The sequence below is a fragment of the Streptococcus bovismuti genome (assembly GCF_042436615.2).
Classification (GTDB): domain Bacteria; phylum Bacillota; class Bacilli; order Lactobacillales; family Streptococcaceae; genus Streptococcus.
Map to the genome: position 1 here is coordinate 427,071 of NZ_JBHMFR020000001.1, position 13,121 is coordinate 440,191.

Here is a 13,121-nt window from a genome sequence, read left to right on the forward strand (position 1 = left end):
TCTTACTGTAATCTAATTAGCACATTTTGTTCAACATGTCGACACGAATCTGGTGACGTCCACCATCGTATTTACCGTTAACAAATCCTTTAGCTATGTTTTTAGCCAATTCATCACCAACAAGTTGTGCACCCATAGTGATCATACGTGAGTTGTTGTGACCACGAGTCATATAAGCTGAACGCTCGTCAGATACTTCTGCAGCAACCATTCCTTTGATTTTTGTTGCAACCATAAATGGACCAGCTCCATAAGCATCAATCACGATACCAAGGTTTTGTTCTTCTTTGTTTACTTCTGCAGCAACAGCAAGAGTCACATCAACAAAGTCTTGACCTTCAGCTGTAACATCCACAACGTGGAAGTTTTCTTTTTCCAAGAAGTCTTTCACAACTTCTTTCAATCTCAAACCTGCAGCATCTGCACCGATAACAATAGACATATTGTATACTCCTTTTTATTTTTCTAGGCTAGTAAAATCTTTTATGGTTAGCAGTTTACCTACAAAAGCTTTCTAGCAGTTTATTGACAAATTGGATTGAACGAGATGAATTACACACCTTATTCAAGTTTAGGAAAACAGTTTCCTAGAAATAATCTTTCTCCACGAAAGAAAATATAACAAGTGATTATTTGTTTGTTACAAACATAATATACTCCTATTTCCTAAAAAAGTCAACAGTTAGTGTTTGTTTTTGTGTTTTTTTAACTAAAAAATTTCGATATCAAAACCAATTTGATCTACTTGACCAGGTTCTAGGAGACGAACATTCTTCTTATCTTCGAGATGATCTCCTTCTTCAAGGGATGTTGACAAGCCAGACCATGGTTCAAAAGCAATGAAAGGTCCTTTATTTAAAGTTGACCAGATAATGAGATTTGAAAACTCTGCAAAGTGCACTTTCAATCCCTTATCATGTTTACGAGAACGAAGAGCAATTGTTCTAGATTGTAATTCATCTAAAGTAACTGCATCTATACTGAAAAGATCATAGCTGAGGTCTAATTCTTTTTGACCTTCTAGCCATGGACTTCTATCATGGAAATCCAACATACCTGTTTCTGGGAAAGGACGTGGAACAGAGCAAGTCTCTTCTTTCTCAAACTCTAAATAGTAATCTTCATAGACTTCATCATCCAGTAAGGGGCAATTAAATCCTGGATGTCCACCTATAAAGTAAGGCATGACCTTGTTAGTTTCTTTATTAAAGATTTTGTATTGAGTTCGTACTGTTTTGCCAGAAAGGCTATAAGTGATCTCTAGGCGGAAATGATAAGGATAATTTTGATAGCTATTCTCATCGTCTTCAATTGCAAAAGTTACACTCTTGTCTGTCTGTTCAACTAATTCAAACTCTTTCTTACGAACCAAACCATGACGAGGAATGTTTCCTTGGCTTTCTTTCCCATTCTCATCAATGTAGAAGGCTGTATCCTCTCTCAAAGAACCACAAATGGGAAAGAGAACAGGAGCTTGTCCACTCCAATAAGTAGCATCCCCTTGCCACAAATACTCCAGTCCCTCAGCATCTTTTATAGAAGAAAGAGCACCACCAAAACTGTTAAATTTAACTCTTAATTGTTCTGATTTTAATTCAATTACCATTATTTTCTCCGATTTCTTGATAGTTTATAAAAAACTAGGCTGTCACTCCTAATTGGATTTCGACAACCTAGCTTTAACAATTTACATTTTATAGGAGCGCATTATTTTGCTTTTGCTGCGTACTCTTCGTTACGTTTGATCATTTGTTTTCTGTACCATGCAAAGATACCGATATAGAATACAAGGAAGACTACAGCACCAAGGATTGCTTTGATATCACCAGTTGTAGTGTTACCAATTGTCCAACCAAGAAGTTTTTCGATTGGTCCTTCAAGAGTTGAGTGAGTGATCAATTGAGTTTCGCTCACACCTGCTGGGAAGGCACCTACACCTTTAGCAAGTTCTGTTGCAAATGGTGCAATAAGTGTACCTGAAAGAAGGAAGAGTGGCAACAAGAGTGTTCCGAAGATAATCATACGGAGCAATTTACCACGTGTTACAACCAAGAGAGCTGGAGTAACACCCATTGCGATGATACCTGCAAGTGGCAAGATACCATTTCCGACTTTTGAAAGAAGCACCGCTTCAATCAACATGATTGGTGCAAGCACGTTAGCACAAGCCCAGATTTCAGCACGACCAGCGATGAATGGCCAGTCAAGACCGATGTTGAATTTACGTCCTTGAAGACGTTTAGTAGCAACGTTTGTAATACCTTGTGATAGTGGTTCTACGGCTGCGATGAACCATGAACCGATAAGTGAGAAGAGTTCCAAAGATACACCGGCAGTCAAACCAAGAGACAACCATCCTTTGATAACAAGACGCCATTTATCTGCATCTGCAACCCCTTCAATTGGATGTGGAGTTCCCATAATACCGATAACGATACCAAGGATAAAACCGATAAAGAATTTAGATCCCCAGAAACCGATTTTTTTGTTCAATTTAGCAGCATCAAAGTCATATTTATCAAGACCTGGGAAGAATTTTTCAAAAATCTTATCCAAAACCATGATAACTGGGTTCATCATGTAGTTCATGTGAGTTGATGTCATTGGTGATGAACTTGGTGCGTTAAGAAGGTCATCAAATGTAGGTTTCATCAAGTCAGAGTTGATAATTTTCAACACACCAACAAGTACGATAGCTGCTGTAGCAATCAAAAGTGAAACCCCTTGGCTCACACCATTGTTGTCAGCATACCATTTAATCAAAAGACCTGTGATAGACAAGTGCCAAATATCGAAGATATCAACGTCAAGTGTATCAGTTTTCTTCATAGCAAGCATCACTACGTTGACAATCAACATGATAAGCAAGAAGTAAAGTGTCCAAGCAGATCCCCAAGTGATTGTAGCAAGTGGTGCCCAACCAACGTCAGTGATACTCAATTGGATACCAGTATTCTCAACGAATTTTGCAAGTGATGCTGAGAAAGCACCATTTAGCATACCGATGATGGCACCGATACCTGTAAGAGCGATGGCAAGTTTGATACCACCTTCAAGCGCTTTGGAGAATTTCACTCCAAAAAGTAGAGCCAATATTGTCAAAATGATCAACATAATGACAGGACCACCCATATCTAAGACGGGTGTAAAGACCTTTTTGATTAGGTCAAAGATTGCATCCATAACAGTTCCTCCCTTTTTATGTTATATGAATGTTAACAAATTAGAATTAGCTTAATCCGTGTTCTTTAATAGCTGCTTCAATATTGTCAAATACTGGAGCACTCATTGCTGGGATACGGAATAAGATTGGTCCAGCCTCAATAACTGGAATACCTGGTTCAAAACCAAGATCTGTCGCAGCAATTGGTGTGAAGATGTCATAACCTTTGATAAGATCTTCGTTAACGTCTTTAACCATGACTGCATCACAGTGAACATCAAAACCGCGGTTTGAAAGTTCTTCTTCAAGAGCACTTTTAATTTGGTGGCTTGAGTTAACACCTGCACCGCAGGCAGCAAGAATTTTAATCATATGGATTTCCTCCGATTTTATATTTTTAATAGACAAGATTATGTGGTTGCTTCAGCTATATAAGCATAGAGGGCTTCAGGTTCAGAAATTTTTGACAGGTCTTCAAGATGACCATTTCCAGTAAAGAAGTCCATCAACTGAGCAAGAATGTTTGTTTGACTTGAACTTGAGTTATTAATGATAAAGAAGAGTAAAGATACTTCTACTTCCTTATCTGGGGCAATCATATTGTGGAAAGTCACCGGTTTATCCAATCGAACGACCACAACTTTTTCAGCTAGATTATGAACAATATCTGTATGAGGAATAGCCACATTCGGCAAATCCTTACCCAAAAATTCCATATCTAAGCCAGTCGGAAATGACTTTTCACGCGTGATCAAGGCTTCACGATAAGTTGGAGTCACGATTTCTCGTTCTTCCAATAAAGTTGCTACCTGATCAAAGAGATGTTCTTGATTATCCGCTTCTAAGCAAAACACAAGGTTTTTGTCAAAGAAATGATCTAATCCCATAAGGTTTTTCCCTTCTTTCCATTAACTTTATACTATAAGTATAACACTATATGAAACCGTTGTCAATAATTTTTTGTTGTTTTTTGTCCTTTTTTTGATTATTTTGTTTATTTTTTATCTTTACAACCAAAACAAACATTTAAAACAAACACTTTAAACGATTTAATCCTATTATAAATGCAAAAAACAGGCCTATTTAAGCCTGTTTTACTATTGATTCTTCTGTAAATTTCCTGTTAACAAGAAAAACAATTATGATAACTTATTCCTCATCCATGCTCAAGACGCTAAGAAAGGCTTCTTGTGGAACTTCTACTGATCCGATAGCTTTCATACGTTTCTTACCAGCTTTTTGTTTTTCAAGGAGTTTGCGCTTACGCGAAACGTCACCACCATAACATTTAGCAAGTACGTTCTTACGAAGGGCCTTGATATCAGTACGAGCCACAATCTTGTGTCCAATAGCTGCTTGAATTGGAACCTCAAATTGTTGGCGAGGGATGATTTTCTTAAGCTTATCAACGATGAGTTTCCCACGTTCATAAGCAAAGTCCTTGTGAACGATAAAGCTGAGGGCATCCACCTTGTCTCCATTGAGAAGGATATCCATTTTCACTAGCTTAGATGGGCGGTACTCTGACAATTCGTAGTCAAAGCTTGCATAACCACGAGTAGATGACTTAAGCTTATCAAAGAAGTCAAATACGATTTCAGCAAGTGGAATTTGATAGATAACATTGACACGGTTATCATCAATATAGTCCATAGTCACGAAGTCTCCACGCTTGCGCTGAGCCAATTCCATCACTGCTCCAACAAACTCTTGCGGTACCATTATTTGCGCCTTAACATAAGGCTCTTCAATGGTCGCAATCTTAGTTGGGTCTGGAAACTCAGATGGGTTCGACACATCCATAGACTCACCGTCGGTCAAATTAACTTTATAAATAACAGATGGCGCTGTCATGATGAGGTCGATGTTGAACTCGCGTTCCAAACGCTCTTGGATAACATCCATATGGAGAAGTCCAAGGAAACCACAACGGAAACCAAATCCAAGTGCCTGAGATGTTTCTGGTTCAAATTGGAGACTAGCATCATTCAGTTGTAATTTTTCAAGGGCTTCACGCAGATCATTGTACTTGTTTGATTCAATTGGATATAGACCCGCAAAGACCATAGGATTCATCTGCTTGTAGCCATGTAGTGGCTCTGCCGCAGGATTGGTTGCCAAGGTAACGGTATCACCCACACGAGTGTCCTGAACCGTCTTGATAGACGCCGCAATATAACCAACGTCACCAGTCGCAAGGAAATCACGACCAACTGCTTTGGGTGTAAAAATACCAACTTCTGTCACATCAAAAGTCTTGCCATTGCTCATAAGTTGAATCTTATCGCCAGGTTTGACCACCCCATCCATGACACGCACTTGAAGAATAACCCCACGGTAGGCATCGTAAACAGAGTCGAAAATTAAGGCCTTAAGTGGCGCCGTTACATCACCCGTTGGTGCTGGTACTTTTTCTACGATTTGCTCGAGGATTTCCTCGATACCGATACCAGCCTTGGCAGAAGCCAAAACTGCTTCACTGGCATCCAAACCAATGACATCTTCAATCTCTGTACGCACGCGCTCAGGATCTGCTGCTGGCAGGTCAATTTTATTAATGACTGGCATGATTTCCAAATCATTGTCCAAGGCTAGATAAACGTTGGCAAGGGTTTGAGCCTCAATTCCTTGGGCAGCATCAACCACCAAAATCGCTCCCTCACAGGCAGCTAGCGAACGCGAAACTTCATAGGTAAAGTCAACGTGCCCCGGCGTGTCAATCAAGTGGAAGATATAGGTTTCCCCATCTTTTGCAGTGTAATTCAACTCGATGGCATTCAACTTAATGGTAATCCCACGTTCCCGCTCTAAGTCCATGCTATCCAAAAGCTGGGCCTGCATTTCTCGACTTGAAACCGTCTCTGTTTTTTCTAAAATGCGGTCTGCTAGAGTTGATTTCCCGTGGTCAATATGGGCGATAATAGAGAAGTTACGGATCTTCTCCTGTCGTTTTTTCAATTCTTCTAAGTTCATGATTCTCTTCCTTTCAGGGTATCTATTTATTATAAATTGTTTTTGACATTTTGACAAGACCATACCCTGCTAGGAGTACTAATCTTCAGCGACAAAGCCGTCATTTTCGATAAAGTGATGTTCTGTCATCCCTTGGTCTGTAAAGACAATACCGTGAAGGACACCACCATAAACAGCTCCTCCATCCATTCCAATCTTGCCATCTTCTGTAGTCCAAAGCTCAGCTGTACCTCGTTCTTGCTTTAACAAACCATAAACCGGTGTATGTCCAAAGATAATGGTTTTTCCAGTATGATTTTTCGCTTCGTGGAATGGTTTTCTAAGCCAGACTTTTTTATAATCTGTGGTTTCATGCCAGTCATCCAAGGTCAAATCAATACCAGCATGTACAAAGATATACTTATCTGTCTCTACCACAAAAGGCATTTGACGAATAAATTCGACCAAATCTGCCGCTTCAGTGGCAACACGCTTGGCATCCTCAACTCCATCAACTGGTGCATCCAAGGGACGACCTAGGATAGAGTTAATGGTTGTATCTCCACCATTACGGCGATAGTGATCATAGCTTTCTTCAGGATCATCAAGCCATGTCAAAAACATATACTCGTGGTTTCCTGATAAACAGATAGCCCCTTGATTGTCCACCAAGTCCTTGACCATTTCTAAAACACGGCGACTATCCTCACCACGGTCAATCAAATCCCCTAGAAAGAGCAACTGGGTCTGACCATCCCATGTTTTGAGAAGGTCTTCCAGCATCCCAGCTTTTCCGTGAACATCTCCAATCACATAATAGTTTGTCATCTTACTTCTCCCTGTTTCTCAACAATTCTCTGGCTTGCGTCAGGGCTGCTTCCGTCACATCATCACCTGCCAACATCTTAGCAACTTCTTCCACTCGCTCTTCAACCGTCAAGAGACGAACAGTCGAAACTGTTGAATGGTCATTGCTAATCTTCTCAATAAAGAATTGATAATCCGCAATCGCAATCACTTGTGGCAAATGGGAAATAGCCAGAACCTGCCCATGTTGGCCAATCTTGTGAATCTTCTGTGCAATGGCCTGAGCTACACGACCTGAAACTCCCGTATCTACTTCATCAAAGACAATACTTGTCTTGCCCTCTTTACGAGAAAAGGCAGACTTAATGGCTAACATGAGACGAGATAATTCCCCGCCAGACGCAACCTTGACCAAGGGTTTAAAATCTTCGCCAGGGTTGGTTGAAATGTAAAACTCGACCATTTCATTGCCTTCACGACTGAATTTGCCCTTGCTAAAACGAACCTGAAACTGAGCTTTTTCCATATAAAGATCTTGCAGTTCCTGTTTAATCTCATCTTCAAGCTGCTGAGCCAAATCATGACGAGCAGATGCAAGCTGGCCTGCCAAATCGACAAGATTGACTTCCAATTTCTTGAGCTCAGCTTCCATGTCCTCAGACGAGAGGTTATTGCCTGTCAAGAGGTTGTATTCTTCCGTAATCTTAGCAAAATAAAGCAAGACATCGTCTACAGTCCCACCATACTTACGAGTAATGGTATGAAGGAGGTCCAAACGATTCTCGACCTGCATGAGACGATTACCATCAAAATCTAAATCCTCAATGATTGCTTCCAAACGTTTGCTAATATCTTCTAAGACATAGTAGGTCTCAGACAGAGAACTCGAAATTTCACGGTATTCAGGGTCATACTCTTCGACACTTTCCATGTTATTCATGGCTGAACGAACATTGGCTAGACTTGAAAAATCTTCATTGTCCAACATGCTGTAGGCATTGGTCAGCGTATCCGCAATATTTTTATGGTTGAGCAGTTTATCACGCTCTTGATTAAGAGCCAAGTCTTCCCCTGCTTGCAAGTTAGCTGCCTCAATTTCTGCCATTTGAAATTCCAACATTTCGATACGTGCCTTGTGTTCCTGTTGGTTTTTCTTGACTTCCAGAACCTGCTTACGCATTTTACGGTAGGCATCAAAACTCGTTTGATAGGTTTCTTTCAAGTCCCAAAAAGCTGCATCGCCAAATTCATCCAACATCTGGATGTGCAGTTGAGGACGCATTAACTCTTCTTGGTCATGTTGACCATGAATATCCACCAGATGTTGCCCAATAGCACGCAAAACAGACAGATTAACCATCTGGCCATTCACACGGCTGATACTACGACCATTTTGCAGAATTTCCCGACGGATGATAATTTCATCCCCCAATTCCAAACCTTGCTCATCAAAAATTTCCTGTAAAAGGCGACTATTCTCAACTGAGAAAAGCCCCTCAATCTCTGCCTTTGGCGCACCATGACGAATAACATCTGTCGTAGCACGAGCTCCCAACATCATATTCATGGCATCAATGATAATCGACTTCCCTGCACCCGTTTCACCAGTCAGGACAGTCATCCCCTTTTCAAAATTGAGAGAAATAGCCTCAATAATGGCAAAGTTTTTTATCGAAATTTCAAGTAACATATAGACCTACCAATTTTTTACTTGTTCAAAGATTTCCTCAGCTAGACTTTCACTTCTGGCAATGACTAAAATCGAACTATCATCAGCCAAACAGCTAAAAATCTTGTCCGCAAAAGTCTCGATTAACTGAGCTTTTACAAAAGCTGTATTTCCTGGGATGACTTGGAGATTAATCATCTTATCCATCAATTCAGCCGATTCGATATTGTCTTCAGCCAGTTGCAGACTTTTTACGATTGATTTTGGCAATTCATAGACATAGGTGTTGTCTCTCAAAGGAATTTTGACAATACCTAGTTCTTTGATATCCCGTGATACCGTTGCCTGAGTAGCAGTGATTCCTGCTTCTTTCAAGTGTTCTACAATTTCTTCTTGCGTACCGATTTGATAATCTGTCACAAATCGTCTAATTTTTTCAAGTCTCTCTTTTTTATTCATTTTTAAATTGACTATGCGCCCTCTCTACTACTTCTTCAATCTCAGCAAGAACCTGATTGCTTGCTGACTCTTCTTTTTTCAAATACGCTAAAAATTCAATATTTCCATGCCCACCTTGGATGGGAGAAAAGTCCAAACCAAGGACTGAAAAACCTTCCTCTACTGCCATAGCTGTTACAGATTCAAGGACTTTCTGATGGACCTTGGCATCGCGAATAATTCCATTTTTCCCAATCTGCTCACGTCCTGCCTCAAACTGGGGCTTAACCAAAGCCACGACCTGACCTTGTTCAGCCAAGACACGGTGCAAGGCCGGAAGGATCAAACTGAGGGAAATGAAACTCACATCAATACTGGCAAAGCTCGGTTCCTTTTCTAAATCAGTCTTTTCTGCATAGCGGAAATTAAACTGCTCCATGCTGACAACCCGTGGGTCTTGGCGTAGTTTCCAAGCCAACTGATTAGTACCAACATCAATCGCAAAGACTAACTCAGCACCATTTTGCAACATGACATCGGTAAAACCTCCAGTAGAGGCACCGATATCAATCGTTGTTGCCCCTTCCACTGATAATTCAAAGACCTGCAAGGCCTTTTCCAGTTTCAAACCACCACGACTGACATACTTGAGTTTCTCGCCCTTGAGTTTTAGCTCGGTGTCATCTGGAATTTTCTCTCCTGGCTTGTCAAAACGCTCTCCGTTAAGGACTGCTACGACTAGACCAGCCATGACACCACGCTTGGCCTGCTCTCGTGTCTCAAACAAACCCTGTTTATAAGCTAGTACATCCACTCTTTCCTTAGCCATTGATTCTCAAACTTTCTACTACACTTACAATCGATTCTGTTTCAAAGGGAACCTGCTGAGCAATTTCTTCTAATTTGGCATTAGCTTTATCCAGAGTTTGGTTACAAAAGGCAATAGCCTCTTTCAAGCCCAACAAAGCTGGATAGGTTGATTTTTCTGCCTGCAGATCCTTTTGAGGTGTCTTGCCAATTTCCTCAAAACTAGCTGTCACATCCAGTACATCATCTCGAACTTGAAAAGCAAGTCCAATCAATTCCCCAACAGTTTTCAGCTTCGCCTGCATCTCAGGTACCAATTCGGCTATAATAGCAGCTGCTTGGAAGGGATAGGCTAGCAGTTTTCCCGTTTTATTAGCATGAATGGTCTGAAGTTCTTCCAAGGACAAGTGCTGGTGTTCACCTTCCATATCCAAAACTTGCCCTGCCACCATGCCCAGACTTCCTGACGCAAGCGATAAGTTGGCAATTAAGTCCACCTTGATCTGACTTGGCAAATCTGCCTGCGCTATCAAAGCATAAGGATCTAGGAATAAAGCATCTCCTGCCAAAATGGCCATAGCTTCTCCAAATTTCTTATGATTGGTCAAACGCCCTCGACGATAATCATCATCATCCATAGCAGGAAGATCATCATGAATCAAGCTCCCTGTATGAATCATTTCCAAGGCCGCAGCCACCTGCGCGTGAGCAGATTTAATAGCGACCTGCAAGGCTTCCAAAACTTCCAACAAGAGAAAAGGGCGAATACGCTTGCCACCAGCATGAATGGAATAGAGAACAGACTCTCGCAAACTAGATGCAAACTGCTGGTCTCCATAAAAATCTTCCAAGGCTGACTCGACAAGAGCTAATTTTTCTTGCTTTTTCATTCAAAATCACTTTCTGTTCCATCTTCTTGCATGACCTTAACTAAGGTCTTTTCAGCCTTGTCCAGCGTCGCTTGGAGCTCTTTTGACAAGACCATGCCCTTTTGAAAGGCAGCAATCGCATCTTCCAGAGCAATTTCACCATTTTCCAAACTTTGGACAATGGCCTCCAGTTCTGCTAGATTTTCCTCAAATTTCTTTTGTTTTGACATCTTTAACCTCTAATTCTACTCGACCATCTCGCATCAAAAGCGTCACTTGGTCTTTTTTCTTCAAACTCCCAACCGAATCAACTACGGACTCTTCTTTTTTGACAATAGCATAACCACGCGCCACGATTCGACTGGTATCCAGCATAAGCAATGCTTCTGAAAGTCTCTTGACCTCAGCAACCTTGGCATCATAAACCAAAGCCATTTGGCTACGTAGGAGCTTATCCAATTGTACAAGCCGATCCTGATAACGTTGGATTTTAGTAACAGGCGATAATTGGACTAGTCGATGCGTCCTTGCTTGTACTATCTGTTTGTTATCAGAAATCCGTGTTCGCAAACTTTGTTTCAAACGCAATTGCAGTTGATCCAAGCGTTGCAAATAACCATCATACAAGCGCTCTGGTTGTCTAAAAATAACAGACTGACTGCATTTTTTCAAAGCTTCTTGTTTCTTAGATAGGACATTTCGGACTGCTGTTGCCATCCGTTTTTCCTGATTTTGCAAATGAGCTAATAGATCCAACTTGGTCACAGGCGTTGCCAGTTCAGCTGCAGCTGTTGGAGTCGCAGCCCTTCTATCTGCCACAAAATCCGCCAAGGTCACATCTGTCTCATGCCCCACACTAGAAATAACTGGCAGACGAGATTCAAAAATAGCCCGCACCACAATTTCTTCGTTAAAGGCCCAGAGATCCTCGATGGAACCACCACCACGACCAATAATGAGCAAGTCCAAATCGTCACGTTCATTAGCACGCGAAATATTTCGAGCAATTTCCTCCGCAGCCCCTTCACCTTGAACCTTGGTCGGATAGAGAAGAATGTCCACACCTGGGAATCGCCTGCTGACGGTCGTGATAATATCTCGAATAACGGCTCCACTACGACTGGTTACCACACCAATTCTCTTAGAAAATTGGGGCAGAGGTTGCTTGAAGCGTTCTTGAAACAGGCCTTCTTCTGTTAGTTTTTTCTTGAGTTGTTCAAACTGAATCGCAAGCGCACCAACTCCATCAGGCTCTGCCTTTTCAATGATGATGGAGTAGCTACCACTTGGTTCATAGACCTGCACACGCCCAATCACATTGATTTTCATCCCTTCTTCCAGGTCGAAACCTAATTTCTGATAAATTCCAGACCAGATGGTCGCTTGAATAACTGCATGGTCATCCTTTAGGGAGAAATATTGGTGAGTAGGTCGTTTACGAAAATTGGAAACTTGACCAGTTAAATAGACCCGTTCCAAGTAAGGGTCTTTATCGAATTTCATTTTCAGATACTTGGTCAAAGTTGTTACCGATAAATACTTTTCCATCTCCACCTACTATTCATTTTCTTGCTCTTTCATGGGTATTATTATACCAAAAATATGCCTAAAAATCTCCATTTATGTACCATTATGAAGGAAAAATAGAAAAAGGAGGCAAGGCCTCCACATCTGTTTATTTACTGTTTCGAGCTTCTTCCAAAATCTTTGCAATCTTGGTCGTCAACAGGTCAATAGCCACTGTATTGCTGACCCCTTCAGGAATGACGATATCAGCATAACGCTTGGTTGGTTCGATAAACTGATGGTACATGGGCTTGACAACGCCTAAATACTGGTCAATAACGCTATCAAGGCTGCGGCCACGCTCTTCCATATCACGCTTAATCCGACGAATAATGCGCACATCATCGTCTGTATCCACAAAAATCTTGATATCCATCAAATCGCGCAGGCGCTTGTCCTCCAAGACCAAAATCCCCTCAACGATAAAGACATCTTGAGGCTCTTGACGATAGGTCTTGCTGCTTCGTGTATGCTCTGTATAGTCATAAGTCGGAATATCCACTGGACGCCCTGCCAACAATTCCTTAATCTGCTCAATCATCAAGTCTGTATCAAAGGCAAAAGGATGGTCGTAGTTGGTTTTGACACGCTCTTCAAAGGTCAAATGAGACTGATCCTTGTAGTATGAATCATGCTCAATCATGGAAATTTTTTCATCAGGGAAATGCGATAAAATGGCTCTTGAAACACTGGTCTTACCTCCACCAGAACCACCTGTCACCCCGATAATGATTGGTCTATTTTGCATGCTATCCTCCGTTTTTTTATCCGTCGTCTATTCTATCACATTTTTTGCAAAATTTATAGTCTGATTTGGATAGTCTAGGGGAAACAACACTCCCTACACCTC

At 41.2% G+C, this 13,121-nt stretch carries 14 protein-coding genes; all 14 read right to left on the minus strand.

The features are described 5' to 3' along the window. Window positions 1-16 precede the first annotated feature (16 nt). Window positions 17-442 (minus strand): galactose-6-phosphate isomerase subunit LacA, encoded by a 426-nt coding sequence (gene lacA, locus ACERDH_RS02130; RefSeq protein WP_000029277.1) that lies wholly within the window; start codon window positions 440-442, stop codon window positions 17-19. Window positions 443-709: 267 nt separating this feature from the next. Further along, the gene (locus ACERDH_RS02135; RefSeq protein ID WP_386683111.1) at window positions 710-1,606 is read right to left on the minus strand and encodes an aldose 1-epimerase family protein; all 897 of its coding nucleotides are present in this window, start codon (window positions 1,604-1,606) and stop codon (window positions 710-712) included. 101 nt (window positions 1,607-1,707) lie between these two features. Beyond that, on the minus strand, window positions 1,708-3,183 hold the full coding sequence (locus tag ACERDH_RS02140) for a PTS galactitol transporter subunit IIC (RefSeq protein WP_261009937.1): 1,476 nt from the start codon (window positions 3,181-3,183) through the stop codon (window positions 1,708-1,710). A 46-nt stretch (window positions 3,184-3,229) separates the two neighbouring features. Continuing rightward, window positions 3,230-3,535, minus strand: coding sequence for a PTS sugar transporter subunit IIB (locus tag ACERDH_RS02145; protein WP_023942583.1), 306 nt, complete (start codon window positions 3,533-3,535; stop codon window positions 3,230-3,232). A gap of 38 nt (window positions 3,536-3,573) precedes the next feature. Further along, the gene (locus ACERDH_RS02150; protein WP_192852012.1) at window positions 3,574-4,050 is read right to left on the minus strand and encodes a PTS sugar transporter subunit IIA; all 477 of its coding nucleotides are present in this window, start codon (window positions 4,048-4,050) and stop codon (window positions 3,574-3,576) included. 262 nt (window positions 4,051-4,312) lie between these two features. Further along, window positions 4,313-6,136, minus strand: a complete 1,824-nt coding sequence (gene lepA / locus ACERDH_RS02155; protein WP_001047207.1) for a translation elongation factor 4 — start codon at window positions 6,134-6,136, stop codon at window positions 4,313-4,315. A gap of 78 nt (window positions 6,137-6,214) precedes the next feature. Further along, window positions 6,215-6,943, minus strand: a complete 729-nt coding sequence (locus ACERDH_RS02160; protein WP_386683105.1) for a metallophosphoesterase family protein — start codon at window positions 6,941-6,943, stop codon at window positions 6,215-6,217. Between the two features lies 1 nt (window position 6,944). After that, window positions 6,945-8,612 carry a DNA repair protein RecN gene (gene recN / locus ACERDH_RS02165; protein WP_261266631.1) on the minus strand — a complete coding sequence of 556 codons (1,668 nt, stop codon included), beginning with the start codon at window positions 8,610-8,612 and terminating at the stop codon, window positions 6,945-6,947. 6 nt (window positions 8,613-8,618) lie between these two features. Continuing rightward, window positions 8,619-9,050, minus strand: a complete 432-nt coding sequence (locus ACERDH_RS02170) for an arginine repressor (protein ID WP_020900686.1) — start codon at window positions 9,048-9,050, stop codon at window positions 8,619-8,621. Further along, on the minus strand, window positions 9,043-9,858 hold the full coding sequence (locus ACERDH_RS02175; RefSeq protein WP_386683101.1) for a TlyA family RNA methyltransferase: 816 nt from the start codon (window positions 9,856-9,858) through the stop codon (window positions 9,043-9,045). The genes ACERDH_RS02170 and ACERDH_RS02175 overlap by 8 nt, the downstream gene beginning before the upstream one ends. Further along, on the minus strand, window positions 9,851-10,726 hold the full coding sequence (locus ACERDH_RS02180; protein WP_386683098.1) for a polyprenyl synthetase family protein: 876 nt from the start codon (window positions 10,724-10,726) through the stop codon (window positions 9,851-9,853). Before ACERDH_RS02180 ends, ACERDH_RS02175 begins: the two co-directional genes overlap by 8 nt. Then, a complete protein-coding gene (locus tag ACERDH_RS02185; RefSeq protein ID WP_084865085.1) occupies window positions 10,723-10,935 on the minus strand; it encodes an exodeoxyribonuclease VII small subunit in 213 nt (70 codons plus the stop codon). The genes ACERDH_RS02180 and ACERDH_RS02185 overlap by 4 nt, the downstream gene beginning before the upstream one ends. After that, window positions 10,913-12,253, minus strand: a complete 1,341-nt coding sequence (gene xseA / locus ACERDH_RS02190) for an exodeoxyribonuclease VII large subunit (RefSeq protein ID WP_386683094.1) — start codon at window positions 12,251-12,253, stop codon at window positions 10,913-10,915. The genes ACERDH_RS02185 and xseA overlap by 23 nt, the downstream gene beginning before the upstream one ends. Before the next feature lie 127 nt (window positions 12,254-12,380). Beyond that, the gene (gene udk, locus ACERDH_RS02195; RefSeq protein WP_001181376.1) at window positions 12,381-13,019 is read right to left on the minus strand and encodes a uridine kinase; all 639 of its coding nucleotides are present in this window, start codon (window positions 13,017-13,019) and stop codon (window positions 12,381-12,383) included. Window positions 13,020-13,121: the final 102 nt, after the last annotated feature.

Bases quoted from the DNA above. Each gene is read 5' to 3' on its own strand.
- lacA (WP_000029277.1), bottom strand. From the start codon at position 442: ATGTCTATTGTTATCGGTGCAGATGCTGCAGGTTTGAGATTGAAAGAA.
- ACERDH_RS02180 (WP_386683098.1), bottom strand. From the start codon at position 10,726: ATGAAAAAGCAAGAAAAATTAGCTCTTGTCGAGTCAGCCTTGGAAGAT.
- udk (WP_001181376.1), bottom strand. From the start codon at position 13,019: ATGCAAAATAGACCAATCATTATCGGGGTGACAGGTGGTTCTGGTGGA.
- ACERDH_RS02175 (WP_386683101.1), bottom strand. From the start codon at position 9,858: ATGGCTAAGGAAAGAGTGGATGTACTAGCTTATAAACAGGGTTTGTTT.
- ACERDH_RS02185 (WP_084865085.1), bottom strand. From the start codon at position 10,935: ATGTCAAAACAAAAGAAATTTGAGGAAAATCTAGCAGAACTGGAGGCC.
- ACERDH_RS02135 (WP_386683111.1), bottom strand. From the start codon at position 1,606: ATGGTAATTGAATTAAAATCAGAACAATTAAGAGTTAAATTTAACAGT.
- ACERDH_RS02170 (WP_020900686.1), bottom strand. From the start codon at position 9,050: ATGAATAAAAAAGAGAGACTTGAAAAAATTAGACGATTTGTGACAGAT.
- ACERDH_RS02145 (WP_023942583.1), bottom strand. From the start codon at position 3,535: ATGATTAAAATTCTTGCTGCCTGCGGTGCAGGTGTTAACTCAAGCCAC.
- ACERDH_RS02160 (WP_386683105.1), bottom strand. From the start codon at position 6,943: ATGACAAACTATTATGTGATTGGAGATGTTCACGGAAAAGCTGGGATG.
- lepA (WP_001047207.1), bottom strand. From the start codon at position 6,136: ATGAACTTAGAAGAATTGAAAAAACGACAGGAGAAGATCCGTAACTTC.
- xseA (WP_386683094.1), bottom strand. From the start codon at position 12,253: ATGGAAAAGTATTTATCGGTAACAACTTTGACCAAGTATCTGAAAATG.
- recN (WP_261266631.1), bottom strand. From the start codon at position 8,612: ATGTTACTTGAAATTTCGATAAAAAACTTTGCCATTATTGAGGCTATT.
- ACERDH_RS02150 (WP_192852012.1), bottom strand. From the start codon at position 4,050: ATGGGATTAGATCATTTCTTTGACAAAAACCTTGTGTTTTGCTTAGAA.
- ACERDH_RS02140 (WP_261009937.1), bottom strand. From the start codon at position 3,183: ATGGATGCAATCTTTGACCTAATCAAAAAGGTCTTTACACCCGTCTTA.